The sequence below is a fragment of the Mucilaginibacter gossypii genome (genome assembly GCF_017569325.2).
In the GTDB taxonomy this organism is placed as follows: Bacteria; Bacteroidota; Bacteroidia; order Sphingobacteriales; family Sphingobacteriaceae; genus Mucilaginibacter; species Mucilaginibacter gossypii.
The window spans coordinates 6,270,040-6,291,059 of the sequence record NZ_CP071878.2; the positions used below are offsets into that span (position 1 = coordinate 6,270,040).

Here is a 21,020-nt window from a genome sequence, read left to right on the forward strand (position 1 = left end):
ATCAGCCGGCATTCCTGCGGTTGCAGTGATCAGCCCCTTTCTTAAGAACCCTAAAATTTACCAAAATGAACTTGTTCCCATTTGCGATGGTGCCTTTCCGGCCATCCACTGCGTATCTATTGCTTCGCACAGCTCCCTGGTGGATACTCTACTATTTTTCAATTCCGCCGATTTTCCTGATCCATCCCATGCTGATCATCGCCAATTTGTTGATCCTGATGGTTTTCTTCTATCGCTTCTTTTTACTCTGTTCGGAGCTATATATAGTGAGCCCGGATATGCTGATGGTCAGCACCGGTTTAGCCAATAAAACGGTCAAATGGCTTGATCCCTTGCAGGTTAAAGAATTTAAAGTGCAGCAGACCAGGTTGATGCGGTACTTTAAAGTTTCCCATGTTACGGTGATCAGTGAGGACGATATCAACATGTCATTTACTTTAAAAGGGATAGATCTAAATACCTTGACCGAGGCCTTGCGACTGACGGTAGACCTGCTGAAAGTGAGGCAGGAGCATGTTAAACTGCTGACGAAACTGATCGAATTGGCGGATTCCATAAACGCACATCATGGAAAGTAAAGAAATAACAGTCGTCATGGGAGCAGCCCCTTTTATCATCGATACCGTTAAACGGGAACTGGTACAGTTTAACAAACGGGACAATATTATTCCCTTCGCTGACTTAAAAGAAGAAGAGGGGTATTATTCTGCTAAATTCGATAAGAGCCGCAATAAGATTTCTTCGGAATGGCCCGAATCCGGGAAACACGACGATCATATCCTCAACATGCGCATTCCCGCGCCGGTCCTCGACGCGCCTGGCTCCCTGACACCAGAATTTATACAGGACCTGAACAGCTTAAGTCAGCATAAAGAATGGGGATTCTATCTGGCCGATAACGATACCACACTCCGGCTGTCCGGCAAACTGCCGCATATTGACCTGGCTGGCACCGATTTTACGATCGACTGGCGATTAAGGGAATTGCGGGAAACTGAACTGCCCTGGAAAAATATCAGTCTAAGGGACATGGAAATGTCGGACAGCGGGGAAGAATACCTTTGCTTTTACCACACGGAAACCCATGAGCTATTTGAGGTGGATGAAAACCTGTTTGAATTGCCGGAAAATGTCGTAGTGCTCGAAATACCTTATGAAGTAAAACTCGATCCCGTCGCCGTGGCAAGACAGTATGGTATCGGAGAGACAGACCTGTTATTTGAGCACCCCTTTCAGATGAACCTCAGCGCGAAAGTAACCCACTTGTCCGAAACGAACTTATCCAGGTTTATTGAAGAGAATATTCAAAAGCGAGACAACGCAACGGATAATGCTGGCCGCACCCCCAAACGCGGAAGGTAGAAACTTGAATTTTAAACGCAGGCTGACCTGCGGGCGTAACCGCAACGGTAACCCTTACGCTTCCTTAATTGAAAATCTTATTGATCATGGACGTACAAATATTAACTGCCGATGACCTGGAAAAATTCCGGTTGCGGTTATTAGCAGATATAGAGAATTTATTGAACATCAAGCAACCTAAGAAATGGCTGAAGACACATGAAGTCGTTGAATTATTAGGTATTTCAGAAGTAACCTTACAAACCCTTCGTAACCGTAAAAAAATTCCCTTTACCAAATTAGGCGGGGTCTGTTTTTATAATGCAGAAGAAATAGATGAGTATTTATCTAAATCAAAATACACCACACTTTAATTTAAACTTTTATCGCTTCCTTTTTCTTTTTTTCCTGAAAACTCAGATGCTGGAAAAAATTAAAATCGCAGTCAAACAGGTATTGCGCCCGGCCTTCTTCCAGGTCTTTTAAAAACTGTTCCCGGTTCTCCAACTCAGGCGGCATAAGATCGCCGATATACAGTCGCATCAATTTAAACAGGGATATATGCTCTTCATGTTGCTTTAAGATCTCGATTTTCTTCGGCATTCGCGCACGGATGTGATATCTTTTGCCCGGATCGATCAAAGTGTAGTAGGCAGGGCGCTTTTTAATGTTCATATTCAAATAACGGAAACGGGCGAACAGTTCGCGGATCTGTACGGAATTGAGCGGCCCGGTAATTTTATTTAGCATGGTTTTGTAACAAGCCATGCAATACCTGCTGTCATTCAGCACAGCCAGGATCACAATTTTTCCCACCTTAACCATAACGATCTGACTGTTCAGGTTATCCAGATAGTCAAATTCTTCCTCTTCGGTTTCTACCAATGCTTCATAAACTACAATGGTCCCATAAACCTTGTCATTTATTTTGGCGCCGGAATAATGATGCCTGACGATACTATGCACATGATACATCTCATGCCAGCAATACGTTTCTGCAATGGTTCCCGACGTCTTTCTTTTATCCCTCTCTATTGGTAAATAAGTGTCTTTTAAATGCGTCTTGAAAAATAGCAAGGCGACCCAATGAAAGAGCTTTAGATACAATCTTTCATCTCTTTCCAACTCCGCGCAAACCTCATCATAACTTTTCTTTAATAAGGTACTCACCGGTATCTCCAGTGTTTTACCCAATTCCGTATTGCAGTCAGCACAACACGGGACCGTATATTTAGTATGTTTTATAGTAGTCTGATTGGGCAGGATCATAAAGGATGCCGGCGTGCCATAGCTCCGCAAGATCCAGTTGGGTATCACATGTTCATTGTTAAAGGTCTTTCTTTTCGGCGATATGCCGCAAATAAAACAATGGTGCCTTTTTACAATTTTATCGATAAAGTCCTCATAGCTGAAGTACACGATCCTGCGGTCTTTCGCGCTGATGATCGAGTTCGTTTTTTTATGCTGAAGAAATTCGGGCATTTAATAAAATATTACCAAAGATGGGAAAACCTTCCTGAAGTTTTCCATCAGGCAGCTTCCCGTTTCTTTTTTGCTCCCGGTTTGATCAGTGCGCCATTAATGGCTTCAGTAATGATGCTGTCTTCAATATCAGCCAAATAAATGCGTGTATCGGCCTGGGTTTCGTGGCCCATCGCCTCCTGTATAATTTTAATGTCCACATCCGCTTCATTCAGATGGCTCGCAAAACCATGCCTTAAAGCATTCGAGGTAAACTGTTTTTTCCAGCCAATGGCCTCCGCCATTGCCTTTGAATCTTCATTGAAATCCTTTAATGCAGAATCTATCCGGACATCAATTTTCTTCGCGGTGTCATGTTCCTTCATAATAAAAGGAAAGATATACCCGGCATCCGACTGGTCAGGATACTGCTCAAATATCTGGATCACCTTTATGGCCTCCGGATGCAATTCAAAATCATAGTTGCGTTTATTTTTCGACCGCTTGTAAACAATACCGTTATTGACAAAATTCTCTTTCTTGAGTTTCATCATATCGTTAAAGTTCATACCCCTGGCGTAGTACATGAAGCGCATGAGCAGGTGTGAACGGTAGATGCGGGTCTCTTTTGCCGGTTTCAGGTTGAGGATCCTTTCCCAGTAATCGAGTTTGATCGAACGCTTTTTAGTCCTGATCCTTTTATAAGCTTTAAATTTAATGTACTTCTTAGGATGATGATCTTTATTACACAAACCGTCGGCAATCGCTAAATTCCAAACGCGGTAATAGGTTCGTAAATAATGGCTCCGGGTTGATTCAGTGCAGCCTGAAATCTGTTTTTCATAGGCCTCATGATCCGATTTGGTAAACGCTAAAAACATCTTATCCTTATCCTTTAACAATTTCTTAACCGTTAATTTGTTATTATAAAAAACGTTAGCATAACCCGGATTATCAACCGACTCGTAATAATCAATGATAGACTGGATATAAGCCAATATCTTATTCGGTTTTTCAGGGGCTGCTGCCAGCTGAATGCGATTGGTAAGATTTGCCTTAATTTCTACATGTGTGATCGGGCGGTTTGCCTTCTCGGCAGTTTTTATTTCGTAATCAATATCATCAGCGATCTTTTTGATCCTGGCAGACAGTTCAAGGAATTTAGGATGTGAGGTTTTTGGCCTGCTATTATCTTCATCCCAGTTTTCAACTGAGCAGCTAAAGCCCGTGGTCATATATTTAGGTACGCGGTTTTGCATCATCCTTATCCGTACCTCATGCTCTCCGATAACATAATTTTTATCGGTTTCAATTATCTCTCTGTAAGTCCAAAGGACTGGTTTTACAACAATCTCCATACGATCGGTTTTAATGTTTTTTTGTATGCGTGTATGTATGCAAGTGCTCTATCATTTACCTGTCGTGATAAAGCTGTGATAAAACAAATGTAATAAAAAAGCTAATTAAAACCGAAAAATATTGTCATAAAAATGTCGTTAAATAATTGATAATTAGATATTTGAATTATTTTTGTAATTGGTTGAATTTTTCAAAATCCCGTATGGCATGCAAGAGGTCATCGGTTCGACTCCGATATTCTCCACTTGAATGCCTAAATAATTGATTTTCAATTATTTAGGCATTTTTTCATGGCTCCCTGATGGCGGACTTCTTTTTTACAATATTTTAAACCGCTGGAAGTAAGTAGTTTAATTACTGCTGTTTAAAATAATTTATTCTCCACAAGGAATGTTTTGGAAATGAATTAGAACAGTTTTTCTTCCAATAAATCTTTCCAAATAATAAGCCCTTTTGAGTCTTTTGAATAGTCATGTACGATACGGCTAAAATGTTCGGGATTTGTTTCAAGATATTGCTGCCGCCCCTTTGTTCGTATCTGTCCAAGCAGCCCATCTATCTTCTTGATACTTCGTTCAAGTTCATAAACAGACTTTTCTATATGCCATATATAGGTCGCTTCTTCGGTGTCTAATGTTTCCCAAACCAAATGATATTGATTATTACCGGAAAGTAAAAATACAAAGGAGAAAGGTTCTAATACAAAACGGAGCTTCAGTATCGTTCGTTCGTGTTTTTGAGAAAGGTAACGGAGGTGTCGGTGATGTTTATATTGCTTAAGAGCCAGTATGTTTTCCAAAAGGTCATCTTCGTTGGTGTAAAGCAATTGCTCACCGCCCCCCTGTAATTGACCTCCCTGTAATTGACCCGAATCCAATAAATTTTCTTCGCTTGCCGGGATGCTCTTGATGATTTCTTTATTCAAGAACCGGAACTTGACACTTTCAATAACCTCGCGGTTTAATTTATCAAGATCATTAGAAGAGGCCGATTTAAATACCAACCTGTTATATTGAAAAGTAGCCCGGATATTAACTAATGCTGTTGTGCTTTTAAGAAACCGGATAAAGTATGGTTTAAGTACGGTAAACTCCGGTCTAACATTCAGGTTTTCAATCTCAAACTCGACCTCCTTGCCATGAAATTCAGCAATGGGATATTTGAAAGCAATGCTGCCAAATCTGAACTCTAATTGTTCAATTGGCACCTCAATCTTCTCATTGATTTGATCACTTACTATTTCACTTTCATCTATAGGAGTTGTTAAACCATTTTGATCAAGCTTCTTATAATACAGGTTTCTTTTTTGAAATAGCCTTTCCAGGTAGCTGATCTTATGGTCACGATAATCGTAAATAACAGGCGATACTTCTGATCGTTGCACCCTGCCAATATATTGAATGAGTTTACCCTCAAAAGCAAATGGATAAACTAAGAAGCTGTTTAAAAACGGTTCAACATAATTCTTATGGCAGATAAATGAACGATGGCAGTACTTGTATTGTTAAAACGCTCATAATTCTTAGCGGCTCTTCTGTTAGTATCGATCCATGCAAATGTCCGTTCTACGATCCAGCGCTTTGGTAATACTTTAAAGATGTGTAATTCGCTTCTTTTTATTACCTCAAAAGCTATTTTGAATTTGTTTTTCACTTTATCGATTAGCGCGCCCCGGTAACCATTATCGGCAAATATTTTAATGATATTGTTCCATGTTTCAAATAGCTTAGCGATTACATCCATCGCTCCGTCCCTATCCTGAACCGAAGCACTTTGAATAACCACAGCAAGCACCATCCCAAGCGTATCAACAATAATGTGACGTTTGATCCCTTTTATTCTTTTTCCTGCGTCAAAACCCCTGCTTTCGCTGCTTACAAGTGTTGATTTGATAGATTGAGCATCAATTATACCAACCGTTGGTTGCTCGGTTTTCCCTTGCTTTAACCTCGTTTGCTGAACGAGGCTCTCCTGAATTACTTCAAAGATCTCCTGATTTTTCCATGTGTTAAAATAGTAATAAACCAGTTGCCAGGGTGCAAAATCCTTTGGTAGCATACGCCATTGACAGCCCGTTTTTACCAGGTAAAGAATACCATTTATGATTTCTCTCAGTTCATAACGACGGGTACGTTGTGTATCAAAGTATTTTGATATAAATTGCCATTGGCTATCGCTTAAGTTGCTTGGGTAATTTGTCATTCTAATTGGGTTTGTGGTTATTCACAATTAGTATTTATTCAAGCTATCAGCGATGGCCTTTTTATCAACTTTTCAACACATAACATTTTCTTTCACCCGTTTTTAAACAGCTTCTAAGAATAAACATTCTATGTTTTGAATATCAGTTCCTTCGCCAAAATACTGGCCTGTTGTGATCAATACCTGGAAATCGCCTTTATTTATAGCTAACCATTTGGATTTTTTACTTAAGTCGGAATCCTCACCACTCAACGCAATGGTGTCGTAATGTTGTTTTAAATATTGTTGTAGGGAGGTAATATGCTCTTTCCGCTCTGTGATGATAACAGCTTTCTTACCAGCATTTAGCTGTGAAACTACATCATTTAAAATGAGTTGATTCCGTGTTGAATCATGGATCAAAATCTTAAAAAGTGTTTCGAACTTATCTGTTTTGGTATTAAACGGCACAAACAGGTCAGTATCTTTGAGGATGATCTGCGTACCCGTTTGATTTTGTACCTCCGGCGCTTTAACTTCATGGATTATCTCACCCAAGTGGATAAATATCAATTTGCCATCGTTGTATTTTCTGAATGGTGTAGCTGTAAGCCCATACATATAATAACTATTCAGTTTCCCAATAACCCGCTGATAGGTTTCCGCCGGTATATGGTGGCATTCATCAATGATAATGGTACCAAAAGCATTCATTAGTTCCATAGCCTCTGTTGATTCCAATGCTTTTTCCATACTTTGGACCATGGCAACAGTAATATGCTTACCAGGCCTTTTTTTTCCCTGACCGATGCGACCAATATTTTCCTTAGGGATACCCAGGAAAGATTCTATTCGTTCTATCCACTGATCGGCCAACTGCTTACGGTGAACTAAAATGAGTGCCGGTTGCTGTTTATCTTTTATGATAGCTAAACTTAAAACCGTTTTACCAGAGCCGGGTGGAGCAACTATAACTCCAAAATCCTTTTTAGAAACCGCTTGCTGCGCGGGTAATTGATACTCCCGTAGTGTTATTGAGCCTTTGAAATTAACAGGTTCTGCTTTTTTCCTTTGATCTTGAAGAACATACTCAATTTGTTGCTCTTTACAGAAACGCAACAACCTTCCAATAAAACCTCTTGGAACTGAAATCGATTCTGACGTTTCGTTAACCAATTTAAAATAACGCTTTACACCGAATGTGTTTTTGTTGATGTTCTTTTTTACCTGATACTCATTGTTGGCAAAGTTTAGCTCTTCTTTTAGAAAAGCAACAAGTGAGGCAGGTAAACCTATACGGCTGATATGAATTTCGTTACGCAACACAATTGCCAACTTTCCCGTAATGGGTTGTTCGTTTCGAAATAGTCCTGTAGAAATTTCATCTTGATTTGTTTGCTCTTTATAAATATAATTGAGTTGGCTTGTAGTGATCCTATTGATTGTTTTTAAAAAAGCCCATTGGTCATCAAATGACTGTAAGGTTTCGGGATCAATGAAACAGCTATTGCCATTACTCAAACTCGTTTTATTTAAAGGCAAAGCAATAAGGTTGCCTAATCCTTTTTTTGAATGATAATCCTGGTTGGGGAAAAGCCGGTCGAAGCTTGAGTTTTTATCGAATACAGAAATTAAACCTGCTTTCTGCAACAACGTCATCATTATCTTTCTGCTTCTGAATGCTTCATAAGGCGCTTCAAAAAACATCCAAACGTGACCGCCTTTGCCGGAACGTGAGCGTTCTAAGTAAGCTGGTATATCATATTCCTCACAAATTTTAATAAATGTTCTGCATTCTTCAATCCAATTCGCCTCGTCAAAATCTGCCGCAATGAACCAGGAAGTGTTATCTTGTAACAATGGGTACAAGCCGATAACCTGTTCGCCTTTAAGGTGTTTTATTAAATGGTCATCTGTTAACGATTGATATGTTTTATCAGTAAAGGTTTGAAAAGTACCGCCTTTCATTTGATGCAACCTATATCGGTGGGGATCAAAATTGTAAGCTGGCATATAGCTGCTTTTACCACCTTTTTCCCATCTTAATGCAAATACATCTTCCCTGCCTTTGAATAGGGACTTGTATAAATTTAATCGGTCATCTTTCATTTAGCTTTCTCCAAATTTATGAAACTAATTAATACCCATTATTTTCAGATAGTAAATCGGATTACATACAAAAGTATGATGCGTTACTTTATTCATGCAAATCGTAAGTAATCCTTATGTATTTTGTAATTTTAACCCATGTAAATTGTAAGTAATTCTTACCTTTACTTAGATTTATAGCTATGAGCAAATTTATTCAAAGACAAATTTCGCCTATTATAAAGGCTCAAAAAAGCAAATTTCCGGTATTGGCTGTTACCGGACCAAGACAATCAGGTAAGACTACTTTGTTGAAAGAGTTGTTCAGTGATTACCGCTATGTAAGTCTTGAAAACCCCAATACCCGCTCGTTTGCTTTGGATGACCCGATTGGTTTTCTAAATCAGTATGACCAGAAAGTTATCCTTGACGAGGTGCAACGGGTGCCGGAACTGTTTTCTTATATACAAGGCAGGGTTGACGAATCTAAAATGATGGGGCAATATATCTTATCAGGTTCTCAAAATTTCCATCTGTTAAATAATATTACACAAACTCTGGCAGGCCGGGTTGCTTTATTCAAATTACTGCCGTTAGATTTTACGGAGTTAAAACGAACAGGTTTATTAGAAAATTCATACACGCAGGCAAGCATCAAAGGATTTTATCCGGCCATATTTGACAGGGATATTGATCCGGCTATTTTTTATGCTAATTATATTCAGACATACATTGAAAAAGATGTGACAGAATTAATGAACATAAGGGACCTTAAGCTATTTCGTACCTTCTTAGGTTTGTGTGCTGGTCGTGCGGGGCAATTACTGAATTTTAGTGCCTTGGCTAATGAGTGCGATATTTCACATAACACCGCCAAAGCCTGGCTGTCTATACTTGAAAGTAGCTACATTGTATTTCTTTTGCAGCCTTACCATCAAAACTTTAATAAGCGGTTGATTAAAAGTCCTAAATTATATTTTTATGATACTGGCCTTTTAAATCACTTATTGGGAACAAGAACTACCGAAGAACTGGAAGAAAATAGATTGAAAGGGCACATATTTGAAAACATGATCCTGGCGGAATATCAAAAACAGAACCACCATTTATACCTGCATCAGGATTATTATTTTTGGCAGGATAGTAATGCTCATGAGGTTGATCTGCTAATGAAAGAGGGTCAAAAATTTTCCATTTTTGAGATAAAGGCAACACAAACTATAAGTACCGCTTTGTTTAAGGAAATGGATCGGTTTGAAGAAATTGCAGCTCCTGCAAAGGTAAATAAGACGCTGATTTATGGTGGACCTGAAAATGAAAAGAGAACAAAGTATCACGTCATAAGTTGGCAAAATATTTCCGGTTAATAGGTCATTTTTTCATAAAAAAACACACTCAAAAACGGTGAAAAATTGAAAATAATTCTTAATCTGGTGAAAGACTTTTTTTGAACGATCTTCAAAAACCGCTTTTACAGTATTAAAAACTGCGATTTTAATCGTTTTTATCTCGAAGAAACTCTGACAAAAGTCAGCCAAAAACACGAAAATGCATAACAAAAAAAACCTCTCAGAGCCTCAAAAACAGCGTTTGAGTGTTGTTTTGGAGGTATTGAATAATCCGATATTCTCCACTTGATAATCAAGCATTTACGATTTGTAAATGCTTTTTTTGTGCTTTATCAGGTTGTTTGGGGGCTTATTCAAGAAATTTTTTTTTCAAAAATTACGTCATATTCACCACCAAAACAGGCTAAAATCGCTTAGATAAAGCTTTCTGAAAAGTTCTTCATGAAAAAAGCATGCAAGAGGTTGCTCCAGAAGGCTTAAGGCCAATTGTTCAAGGTAACCAATCAACGCGTCTAAATGATAAACCGACAAAGCACTTTCGGCGTTGATCTTTGTAACCATTAATAGAGATGAAGAGGTCTTGCGTATTTTAGGTATTTGCCGCAAAATGGGCTTATGCTCGACAAAGCGGAAAGGATCCTAAGGGTTTCAACTTAGTTGGCGTCAGTATGCATAATAGAATTCCTGTTTAGCTTATTTTTTAAACAGGAATTTACGGTGCGTAACTCCCCAGGCCGAAATAGCTTCAATTACTCCGCTTAAAGTCTTACCATGTTCTGTTAACTCATATTCCACCGTTATCGGCTTCGTAGGCATCACGGTCCGGACTACTATTTGATTTTGCTCCAGTTCCTGTAACTCTTTAGAAAGCATTTTGGCAGCAATACCATCTATTCCACGCAGCAGATCCATAAACCGCACCTTGCCATATAGCAGAAGCCATCCGATAATCTGAATTTTCCATTTCCCCGATAATAAGATCATCGTATCCTTTATCGCAATCAATTGCTCTTTACAATCAGGTATTTCCGGGGCTTGCTTTTTTGTATTCATATACTGCAAAATTACGATGGTCGATTTATGGTTAGCGGCTTAGTTTCATAGAGGAAACCGGTTTCCAAAGGGTAACAGATAACATTTATAAAGTTACTTCAAAATAATTTTGTGCCGTAAATATTTGAACCATGCAGAAAGAAAAAAGAATTTATTGGATAGTTATCATTATCGCCATGGCGCTGATTGTGCTGCCGTCCTATTTTGCCCCAAAAGCGTATTTAATAGAGTCCATACACAGACTTGGCTTCCCGGTTTATTTTGGTCTGGAATTAGACATCTGTAAGATCGTTGGCGCCATAATTATCCTCATCCCCGCCGTACCCGTTATGTTCAAAGAATGGGCTTATGTCGCTTTCGGAATATTGCTGCTTTCCGCAAGCCTGGGGCACTGGCTTGCTGATGGCCCTGCAAAAGGTACAGCACCGCTGATCCCGTTTGCCATACTATGTGTATCCTACTATTATTTCAGAAAACTAAACTATCCGGTGACCGCAAAACGCTGAAAAATGAAAATAGAGATCTGGAGCGATGTGATGTGCCCGTTTTGTTATATCGGCAAGAGAAATTTTGAAGCTGCCCTGGCAAAATTTCCTGACAGGGATGATATAGAGGTGGAATGGAAAAGTTTCCGGCTTGACCCTGCCATGCCGGAAGTGCCGCGGTATCAGGAAAACATGTACCAGTTTGTGGCTGCACGTAAAGGGATCAGCTATGACCAGTCAGTTGCCATGCATGAACAGGTAGCAAGGATGGCTGAGAATGCAGGTCTTGACTATCAGTTCGATAAAATGCTTGTCACTAACTCGCTGAAAGCGCATCGTATTATCCAAATGGCAAAAACAAAGGGACTGGGAGAAAAAGCAGAAGAACGACTGTTTTATGCCTATTTCACAGAGGGCAAGAATCTTTCTGATGATGCGGTTCTAACAGAACTTGGAATCAGTATAGGCCTGACGGCTACAGGGGTAAAAGAAGCCCTCTCCAATCCTGTTTTTCAACATCAGGTGGAAGCAGACGGTGCAGAAGCATCCAGGCTGGGGGCAAAAGGGGTTCCTTTCTTTGTAATAGATCGCAAATATGCCATCGCTGGCGCTCAGCCTGGTACTGAAATTCTTAAAGTACTGCAAACTGCTTACACTGAATGGAAGAAGGACAACCCCGGCCTGATCCATGTTAGACAGGGTGATACCTGTGCGCCCGGTAATGACTGTACAAATTAACTGATCAATGAAAAAACAAAAAAGAATAAAGATGAAAAAAACAATAGCCATTGTGGGTGCGGGTCCGGGTGTAGGATTTGCCGTGGCAGAAAAATTCGGAATTGAAGGCTACAATGTTGCGCTGCTTGCGAGAAATGAGGAAAAACTAAATGCGCTGAAAGACGATCTGTTAAAAAAAGGCATTGAGGCTGCAACTTTCCAGGCCGATATATTAGACCGGGGGCAGTTGACCAGCGCGCTGCAAGAGGTTATCCACCATTACGGAGCAATTGATATATTGGAATTCAGTCCGACCCCCACCTGGGAAAGTATGCGGACTGCCCGGAATATAGATATAGCAAATGAACAATATCATCTCGACTACCAGGTACTCGCTGCAATAACTGCCGTGCAGGTTGTACTCCCACAAATGCTGGAAAGGAAAGACGGTAGCGTCTTGTTTACTACTGCGTCCTCCGCCCAGCATCCAGTAAACAGAACCGCCAGCTTCGGCGTTGCCGCAGGCGCTTTATTAAATTATGCGCGGTTGCTCAACATGGACCTGAAAGAGGACGGCATTTTTGCTGGTATTGTGTCAATTGGTGCTTTGGTTGTAAGCGAGGGTAAACACAAAGGGGATTTTCCGGATGGAATGCCAACGATAACAGCAGCAGAGGTGGCAGAAGCGCATTGGAATCTTTATAACCAACGCAATGTTGCAGAAATCATGTTGCCTTAATTTGGCGGCGGAGTTTTGACTATCAGCGTTGAAGCAGATCCACGCAAATGAAATCGAATAAAAGTTTTTCGCGTTCGATTAGATCAAATATATGGATATTTCTGAGGTCTTGGCCATTATGTTCCTTGCGCTTGAGGGCACCGTTTTGTGTTGATAGTAAAGACAATCAAAAGTCAGTCAAATCCACGAAAATGAGGGAATAAAAAACTACTCTCAGAGCCCAAAAACCGTGTTTGGGAGTTGTTTTTGAGGCCCTGAATAATCCGATCTCCACATCTTTTCCGCAAAATCCGCCGAGTTTCGCACGAAATCGGCGGATTTTCTTTTTTTACATACGTTTTTAAACAGTCTGGGATATCCCCAAAATGATGGCGAATAAGACCCGCTGCCGCCTGATAAAAGGACGAAATCTTTGAGGATAAGCCTGGAAATACCATATAGTCATAAATTAACAATGATATTTGCATCAACCGGGTTATATTTGTCAAAACAACACCAATTAAAATAAATTACTGAAGCCTTTATTGGTTGCTGCGAGTGACTATTCATCAAGTTTTAATCATGCTTAAGTTTAAAAGCTGTTATATATTGACATGCCTGCTCTTTTTGTATGTCCCATCTCAAATTTATGGACAGGCTGCTATAAACTTTACATCTATTACAATAAAAGAAGGATTGTCTTCGAATACCGTAAATACCATTATAAAAGACCGGTTTGGATTGATGTGGTTTGGAACGGGAAACGGGCTTAACAAATTCGATGGCAGTAATTTCGTTATTTACAGGCATGGCGCATCTGGTAATAGTATTCCTTCCAACGAAGTTTTGTCAATGTTTGAAGATAAAAGTGGGCGGATATGGGTTGGTACCAGCGGAGGGGGGCTTTCTTATTACAACCGCAAGTTTGATCGATTCGAGCCTTTCAGGGGAGACGGTTCCTGGCCAGAAATTTCAGACATATCAGTCAGGGCTATTTGCCAGGACCACCAGGGCAAATTATGGGTAGGCACCTATGAAGACCTCCGGATAATCGATCCGAAAACCGGCAGAATTACGCCTGTTAAGATTCCGGAACCTGATAAAAAGGACGCGGGCGCGTTTGTCGTGCTCTCTTTGTTCGAAGATAGTCGACAGCGGATGTGGGTTGGTACCAATTATGGGTTATACCTGTATGAATGGTCATCAAATTCCTTCAAAAGGTTTTCGCACAATGAGCAGGACAGGTACGTGTTAAGTAATAACACGGTTAAAGCAATCAGTGAAGATAGAAAAGGCAGCATTTGGTTTGGTACGTACGACGGGCTGAACAAGTGGATAGACGACGGGCATTTTGAAATTTTTCGTTCTGGCAATCAATCGCCCCTGGGTCTGGACAATAACGCAATTTTCACGATGTGCCTGGCTAAAGACGGAAAGATCTGGATCGGAACAGAGGGTGGGGTCAATTTATTCGATCCTCAACTGAAGGTTTTTCAGCAATTAACCGCAGATCCCAGGAATGCGGGCAGCCTGAAAAGCAATTCCATACGCAGCATATTTATTGACCCTGCAGGTATATATTGGGTTGGAACTTTTACCGAAGGGATCGGAAAATACGACCCTCATCTTGCACTCTTCAATCACAAGAAAAGTGACCCTTTCGATCCTCTCGGTTTAAAATCGCCGCTTGTAACCGCTTTCGCGGAATGCAGCAGCGGTGACATTTTTGTAGGGACCGACGCAGGTATTGGCTTGCTCAACAAAAAGACAGGTCTTTTGCATTCGTATGATATACAAAGTAAGTTGAAACGCCGCGGAAGCTCACTGGCCGTAACATCACTTTATATCGATAGGAAAGGAAACTTGTGGGCGGGAACTTACCATAACGGGCTTTTCCGAATCGACACCGCTACTCATAGATATGTACAATATACAGCTGACGGCAATGGTCATGGAATTTGTAGCAATGATATTACTTGTATTAACGCCGACGCGAGTGGCAGAATTTGGATAGGTACACTGGGTCGGGGAATAGATATATATGATGAAAATAGCCATTCATTTTCACATCTCACAAGTCAAAACGGCGCCGGCGGCCAGAGCCGGAGTTTACCCATCAACGGTTTTATTTCTTCTGTTATTCCGGGCCGGGACGGGCGCATGTGGATTGCTTCGATGGGAACTGGAATCGTAGTGCTTGATACTGAGCATCAAAAGTGGACGCATTACAATAAAAAAAATTCGGCACTGGCCGACGACGTTGTACTGAACTTATTTGTAACCAATGACGGCAGTGTTTGGTCTGGCACCAAACAGGGGATTAGCTACTTCGACGAAAATCAAAAAAAATTCATTTCTTACGGTGAAGATCAGGGCCTGGCTAATTCCTTCGTAAAATCAATTTTGCAAGACGATAAAGGTTTCCTGTGGTTAAGCACAGATCGCGGAATCAGTTCGTTTGATTACAAAAGAAGGGTTTTCCGCAATTTCACTAACGAAAACGGCGTACAGCAAGGAGCTTTTTCTTCAGGCTCAGGAATAAAAACCAGGGACGGCAATCTTTATTTTGGAGGTCAGGACGGCTTTAATTTTTTTAATCCATCGAGATTACCGGTTGTCTCTCGTCCCGGACGGGTAATTCTAAGCAATTTAACCGTTGATAATGCGATAGTAAATCCGGGAAATGAGTCACCGATTCATGAGCATATCAGTACCGCAAAAGAAATCACTTTGAAATATGGCCAAAATTTTTCCATTGGCTATGTGGCACTGGATTATACATCTCCTAAACAGAATTTATATGCTTATCGGCTAAAAGGTTTTGATAAAGCCTGGAATTATGTTCAAAATATTCGGACAGCCAGCTATACCAATATTGATCCCGGGACATACAGTTTTGAGGTGATGGCCAGTAAAGATGAAAACCACTGGAATAACCCGGTGACGACGATCAGGATGACTATATTGCCTCCGTTTTGGCGAACAGTTTATGCCTATATTGCTTACGTGGTTATTTTAGGATCGGCTTTGTTTTTCATAAGGAGACGTGGTATTCAGAAGATCCGGAGGCAATTTGAGCAGGCCCAGGAGAAACTTCAAGTTAGTCAGCTTATTGAACAGGAAAGGCGGGAAGCTGAACGTTTGCATGAGCTGGACTTGCTGAAAATAAAGTTTTTAACGGATCTAAGCCACGAGTTTCGAACCCCGGTGTCGCTGATCCTGGCCCCGGTCGAAAAACTGCTCGAAAAATCTGTTCCGGGGAATGACATCGAGGATCTGAAAATGATCAATAGAAATGGCCGCAGGTTACTCAACCTGGTCAACCAGTTGCTCGACTTTCGTAAAATGGAAGAGCAAAAGTTGAAGCTCAACCTTTCGGCGGGAGAGATTATGTCTTTTATCAGCGAGTCGTGCGAAGCATTTCAGGATCTTGCTTTAAAAAAACAGGTTACACTGGAGGTTGATGTGCAACAGGAAGAGGTGCGGGCCTACTTTGACCCGGATAAACTGGAGCGGGTTATTTTCAACTTGTTGTCTAACGCATTTAAATTCACCCCTGCCGGCGGGGTAGTTTCTGTAAGCGCCCGGGCTGAAAAGAATTCGTTGTTAAGCAAGGGCCTGCTGCTTAAGGTTACTGATACCGGAATTGGTATACAGGCCGATGATCTCGAAAAAATATTTGAACGCTTTTATCAATCGCGCCAAAGCAGTGCAATAGTCAACCAGGGTACCGGCATAGGCCTCTCCATAACCAAAGAATTTGTAGAACTTCACGGCGGCACCATTCAGGCGGAAAGTATAGCCGGACAGGGAACAAGCTTTTTGGTCAGGCTTCCGCTCACCGCTGCGGTGGAGGCCGGTACCTGCGAAACACCTCCCGTTTCTAATAGAGAAAACGCTAAAGACAAGCAGGCCGGCAGTGAAAATCCTGAACTAAAGCCAACTGTACTATTGGTAGAGGACAATGACGAATTCCGCTCTTATTTGTCGGATCACTTGAAAAAATACTATCATATTATTGAGGCGGCCCACGGTAAAGAAGGATGGCAAAAAACACTTGGCGCCCATGTTAACCTGGTTGTCAGTGATATCAACATGCCCCACATGGATGGGATTGAGTTGAGCAAAAAAATTAAAGCCGATAAGCGTACCTGCCATACCCCTGTAATATTATTAACGGCAACAACCGGGGAAGAGCATCAGTTAAAAGGTCTCAAAACAGGCGCTAATGATTATCTTACGAAGCCTTTCAATTTCCAAATCCTGCAAACCAAGATCGATAACCTTCTCGATCTGAACAAAAATCTAAAGGACACATATTCCAGGCAAATACAGATGGTTAGCCCTCAGGTTGAAATGGAGTCGGCCGACGTAAAGCTTTTAAATTCGATCATGAAATATATAGAAGATCAATTAAGTGAGCCGGGGCTGTCAGTTGAAGAACTGAGCCGGCATGTGGGCATGAGCAGGGGATCACTTTATTACAAACTTCTGGAAATTACGGGGCAAACCCCGGTGGAGTACATCCGCAACGTCAAACTTGACAAAGCAGCCCAGTTGCTGGAAATCAGTGATTATAATGTAGCTCAGATCGCCTATATCACAGGCTTCGGCACACCCAGTTATTTTTCGCGGATCTTTAAAACACGCTTCGGCATGTTACCGTCGGAGTACATGATCATCAAAAGGAATATGTCTAAAAACAAGGCCACTCCTGCAATTTAAGGCGTCCTATAGCTCCGCAGCCATCTTTTTACACAACGGCACATGTATCGGAAGCAACATTCCGGATATTCGGGTGGTCAGACTCTCAAGGCAAAGTAATTCGGCAACACTGCAGAAACCACCCATAATGGCATCATTGAACAAATGTATCACGAATTTTGCGATTTGTCCTACCCTAATCCCTTTAAAGCGATGATCTTCGGCATAGCTATGAGGGCATTCCTGCCGCCATATACAATTTATAAACTAAAAAAAACATTCTGATTTATTTGATATCGTCCGGATTAAGATCCGCATTATGTCACCATCAATTTCGCAATCGATTGCGAAGCTGATCATAATAAAGTTACCGTTGTGATTTAACAAACTATAAAATGAAAAACCTGATTAGGGGCCCGGACGGGAAGCATATTAAACTCAAACCTGGGCGAATTGCTCCATGGCACAAAAACTTCAATTTTTTTAAACCTGAATTATGAAAAAATCATTACAAACTATTCAAAAGAAACCATTCTTGCTGCTGCTGGCGGTTTTGCTTTCCAGCCTTACAGCATTTGGGCAAGGCAGGAAAATAAACGGTACCGTAGTCGATGAGAAGGGTCTGCCTTTACCGGGCGCTACCGTTAGGGCAAAAACAGCTAAAGCAACATCAGTAACCGATGTTGCCGGCAATTTCACCATAACTGTTCCTCCAACTGAGAAGGTACTTATTGTGACTTTTATTGGTTATGCCGACCAGGAAATCCAGATTAACGGGCAATCCCATTTATCCATTCGTCTTAGCCAAAGCAGTAACAGCCTTAACGATGTGATCGTTATTGGCTATGGTAGCCAAAGGCGGGAAGCTGTAACGGGTTCAGTTGCGTCGCTCAGCGGCGAACGGATCCGTGATATTCCCGCGCCTAATATCAGCCAGGCTATACAAGGCAGGTTACCCGGCGTAGAGGTTTCTCAAACTTCTACAAAACCAGGTGCAACGATGCAGATCCTGATCAGGGGCCAACGGTCGCTTACTGCAAGCAATGACCCCTTGATCGTACTTGACGGTATCCCTTTTACCGGCTCTCTTGGAGATATTAACCCTAACGACGTTAAAAGTATCGATATTCTTAAGGATGCTTCCGCCACAGCTATTTACGGCTCGAGGGGAGCAAATGGCGTTGTACTTATTACCACGAATAGGGGCCAGGTGGGAGGAGCCGCTAAAATTACCTATAACGCCTATTATGGGGAGCAAAAACTTTTCGCCAGGTACCCGATGATGACCGGTCCCGAATTTTTAAAACTACGTAAAGCGGCAGGCCTGTACACTAACGCCGTAGACGAAGCTGACGACGTTAATACCGACTGGCAGAAGCTTTTTTACAGAAGCGGTATGGTTTTCAGTAATGACGTAGGTGTTTCCGGAGGCAGCCAAACGGGTACATATAATTTCGGCGGCGGCTATTATAAAAATCAGGGCCTTATTCCCACGCAGCAATATACCCGCTACTCCATGAGAGGATCAGTGGACCAGAATGTAGGCAAATACGTTAAAGTTGGCTTTACCACTAACAATAACTATAACCTTACTGAAGGCAGCCAGGTTGGCGTTGGCAGTGTTTTGGGACTTTCGCCCCTTGCCAATCCCTATAATGCGGACGGAAGCCTGAAAAGAACGGTTAAAACGCCACTGTCTGAAAGTTTCGTGTTGACCAAAGGCATCATCAATAACCTCCACGATCAATGGCTCAACGAAACAAGAAATTACGCCACATACAACTCCGTTTATGGCGAAGTAAAAATTCCGTGGGTGGAAGGCCTGAAATACAGGGTAAACCTTGGTCTCGATTATGTGCAAAGCAACAACGGCAATTATACCGGAGTTGGGATTGGTAGTGCCACGCCTACAACGCCGTCAACAGCGGGCGTAAGCAACTCAGCCCAATATCACTGGGCGGTTGAAAATTTGCTGACCTACGACCATACTTTCGCCCAAAAGCATAACATAAATGTCGTGGCCCTGTATTCTACCGAGCAAACCAGGTACAATTCTTCCAGCATGTCGGCCAAAGATATTCCAGCTGATGCTTTCCAGTTTTATAATTTGGGTGCAGCAACCGGCGAAATCACAATCGGCAACGGCAACTACAGCCAGAGCGGCCTGATGTCCTACATGGGGCGTGTGATGTATTCATACGATGACCGCTTCCTGCTGTCTGCCACCGTGCGCTCGGATGCCTCTTCCCGTTTAGCTCCAGGTCATAAATGGCACACTTATCCTGCGGTTTCAGCAGGCTGGAATATCATGAACGAGTCTTTCATGAAAGGCATTTCGGTCATAGATAATTTGAAACTGCGCGCGGGCTTTGGGCAAACCTCAAACCAGGCAGTAAACGCTTATCAGACATTAGGTACTTTGGGTACGCGTCAGTATAATTTCGGCGACACAAACTATGCGACGGGCTATTATGTAACCCAGCTTCCAAGTCCAACTTTAGGTTGGGAATATTCCAAGACATGGAACTATGGAATAGACTTTTCTTTGTTTAAACATCGCTTATCAGGTACTGTTGAATATTATGTTACAAACACAAACGACATCTTACTGGGCGTAGGGCTGCCGCCTACCGCAGGGGTTGGAAGTTATACAGCAAACGTTGGGCGGACTCAGAACAAGGGGCTTGAGTTAAGTTTGAATGGTACGCTCATCAATAAAAACGGGTTTACCTGGGATTTGGGTATTAATATCTATGGAAACAGGAATAAACTTGTGACGCTTGCTTCAGGTCAGACACGTGATGAAGGCAACGCCTGGTTCGTAGGCCATAATATAAACGCCATATACGATTATAAGAAAATCGGATTGTGGCAGTCAGGCGACCCTTACCTGAGCACCCTTGAACCGGGCGGAAATGTGGGCATGATCAAAGTGTTGTATACCGGAACTTATGACGCCAACGGCCAGCCAACAAGGGCTATCGGGGCCGCCGATCGTCAGATCATCGATGTTGATCCTAAATTCGAAGGCGGCTTTAATACGCGTGTGGCCTATAAAGGCTTTGATTTTAGTGTTGTAGGTGCCTTTAAGAAAGGGGGCACGCTCATCAGTAGCCTGTACGGCTCCGGGGGCTATCTGAACCTGATGACAGGCCGCAGTAATAACGTTCAGGAAGATTACTGGACGCCTGATAACACAGGAGCAAAATACCCGAAACCAGGCGGCATCCTGAGTGGCGATAATCCGAAATATGGCAGTACGCTCGGTTACTTTGATGCATCCTATCTCAAAATCCGGACAATGACGCTTGGCTATGATTTCAGCAAGTTGCTCTCAAAGCACGCGAATATGCGCCTGCGCACTTATTTCACCGTGCAAAATCCATTTGTATTTTTCTCGCCTTATCATAAAGAGTCCGGGATGGATCCTGAACCAAACTCTTATGGTAATGAAAACGCGGCTGTGCCCCTGTCAAACAGTCTAAGACGATTCCTGACAGTCGGCAGCAATGCCCCTTCGACCACGAACTATGTACTTGGATTGAATTTGACATTTTAACATTA

Annotated in this window: 16 protein-coding genes and 1 tRNA gene; 10 read left to right on the forward strand and 7 right to left on the reverse strand. The window is 41.8% G+C overall.

The window, feature by feature from the left end:
- Positions 1 to 65 precede the first annotated feature (65 nt).
- The 3 genes from J3L18_RS26875 (at position 66) to J3L18_RS26885 (ending at position 1,715) form a co-directional block, all read left to right on the forward strand.
- Positions 66 to 578, forward strand: a complete 513-nt coding sequence (locus tag J3L18_RS26875) for a hypothetical protein (protein WP_112659168.1) — start codon at positions 66 to 68, stop codon at positions 576 to 578.
- Positions 568 to 1,362 (forward strand): hypothetical protein, encoded by a 795-nt coding sequence (locus J3L18_RS26880; protein WP_129568359.1) that lies wholly within the window; start codon positions 568 to 570, stop codon positions 1,360 to 1,362. Before J3L18_RS26875 ends, J3L18_RS26880 begins: the two co-directional genes overlap by 11 nt.
- An 86-nt stretch (positions 1,363 to 1,448) precedes the next feature.
- The gene (locus J3L18_RS26885; protein WP_129568360.1) at positions 1,449 to 1,715 is read left to right on the forward strand and encodes a helix-turn-helix domain-containing protein; all 267 of its coding nucleotides are present in this window, start codon (positions 1,449 to 1,451) and stop codon (positions 1,713 to 1,715) included.
- Between the two features lies 1 nt (position 1,716).
- Here J3L18_RS26885 and J3L18_RS26890 read toward each other — a convergent pair whose 3' ends face one another.
- On the reverse strand, positions 1,717 to 2,823 hold the full coding sequence (locus tag J3L18_RS26890; RefSeq protein WP_129568361.1) for a hypothetical protein: 1,107 nt from the start codon (positions 2,821 to 2,823) through the stop codon (positions 1,717 to 1,719).
- 47 nt (positions 2,824 to 2,870) lie between these two features.
- Complete coding sequence (locus J3L18_RS26895) at positions 2,871 to 4,160, reverse strand: tyrosine-type recombinase/integrase (protein WP_129568362.1); 1,290 nt, start codon at positions 4,158 to 4,160, stop codon at positions 2,871 to 2,873.
- A gap of 163 nt (positions 4,161 to 4,323) precedes the next feature.
- Here J3L18_RS26895 and J3L18_RS26900 point away from each other — a divergent pair.
- Positions 4,324 to 4,405, forward strand: a tRNA-OTHER gene (locus tag J3L18_RS26900).
- 162 nt (positions 4,406 to 4,567) lie between these two features.
- Here the strand turns inward: J3L18_RS26900 and J3L18_RS26905 are convergent.
- From J3L18_RS26905 to J3L18_RS26915, 3 genes are all read right to left on the reverse strand, one after another.
- Positions 4,568 to 5,545, reverse strand: coding sequence for a hypothetical protein (locus J3L18_RS26905; RefSeq protein WP_208102375.1), 978 nt, complete (start codon positions 5,543 to 5,545; stop codon positions 4,568 to 4,570).
- A 59-nt stretch (positions 5,546 to 5,604) separates the two neighbouring features.
- A complete protein-coding gene (locus J3L18_RS26910) occupies positions 5,605 to 6,363 on the reverse strand; it encodes an IS5 family transposase (protein WP_129571991.1) in 759 nt (252 codons plus the stop codon).
- A 102-nt stretch (positions 6,364 to 6,465) separates the two neighbouring features.
- Positions 6,466 to 8,451, reverse strand: a complete 1,986-nt coding sequence (locus tag J3L18_RS26915; protein WP_223266274.1) for a DEAD/DEAH box helicase — start codon at positions 8,449 to 8,451, stop codon at positions 6,466 to 6,468.
- 182 nt (positions 8,452 to 8,633) lie between these two features.
- On the opposite strand from J3L18_RS26915, the gene J3L18_RS26920 reads away from it, so the two are divergent.
- Complete coding sequence (locus J3L18_RS26920; RefSeq protein ID WP_129571297.1) at positions 8,634 to 9,797, forward strand: ATP-binding protein; 1,164 nt, start codon at positions 8,634 to 8,636, stop codon at positions 9,795 to 9,797.
- 369 nt (positions 9,798 to 10,166) lie between these two features.
- Here J3L18_RS26920 and J3L18_RS26925 read toward each other — a convergent pair whose 3' ends face one another.
- Positions 10,167 to 10,340, reverse strand: coding sequence for a hypothetical protein (locus tag J3L18_RS26925; RefSeq protein WP_189549432.1), 174 nt, complete (start codon positions 10,338 to 10,340; stop codon positions 10,167 to 10,169).
- Between the two features lie 132 nt (positions 10,341 to 10,472).
- Positions 10,473 to 10,832, reverse strand: coding sequence for a winged helix-turn-helix transcriptional regulator (locus tag J3L18_RS26930; RefSeq protein ID WP_091169620.1), 360 nt, complete (start codon positions 10,830 to 10,832; stop codon positions 10,473 to 10,475).
- Positions 10,833 to 10,963: 131 nt separating this feature from the next.
- On the opposite strand from J3L18_RS26930, the gene J3L18_RS26935 reads away from it, so the two are divergent.
- The 5 genes from J3L18_RS26935 (at position 10,964) to J3L18_RS26955 (ending at position 21,015) form a co-directional block, all read left to right on the forward strand.
- Positions 10,964 to 11,338 carry a DoxX family protein gene (locus J3L18_RS26935; RefSeq protein WP_091169623.1) on the forward strand — a complete coding sequence of 125 codons (375 nt, stop codon included), beginning with the start codon at positions 10,964 to 10,966 and terminating at the stop codon, positions 11,336 to 11,338.
- A 3-nt stretch (positions 11,339 to 11,341) separates the two neighbouring features.
- Positions 11,342 to 12,055: a DsbA family oxidoreductase gene (locus J3L18_RS26940; protein ID WP_129571298.1), complete on the forward strand. Its 714-nt coding sequence runs from the start codon at positions 11,342 to 11,344 to the stop codon at positions 12,053 to 12,055.
- Positions 12,056 to 12,062: 7 nt separating this feature from the next.
- Positions 12,063 to 12,773 (forward strand): SDR family NAD(P)-dependent oxidoreductase, encoded by a 711-nt coding sequence (locus tag J3L18_RS26945; RefSeq protein ID WP_129571299.1) that lies wholly within the window; start codon positions 12,063 to 12,065, stop codon positions 12,771 to 12,773.
- A gap of 561 nt (positions 12,774 to 13,334) precedes the next feature.
- A complete protein-coding gene (locus J3L18_RS26950) occupies positions 13,335 to 17,477 on the forward strand; it encodes a hybrid sensor histidine kinase/response regulator transcription factor (RefSeq protein WP_129571300.1) in 4,143 nt (1,380 codons plus the stop codon).
- A 475-nt stretch (positions 17,478 to 17,952) separates the two neighbouring features.
- The gene (locus tag J3L18_RS26955; RefSeq protein ID WP_129571301.1) at positions 17,953 to 21,015 is read left to right on the forward strand and encodes a SusC/RagA family TonB-linked outer membrane protein; all 3,063 of its coding nucleotides are present in this window, start codon (positions 17,953 to 17,955) and stop codon (positions 21,013 to 21,015) included.
- Positions 21,016 to 21,020 lie beyond the last annotated feature (5 nt).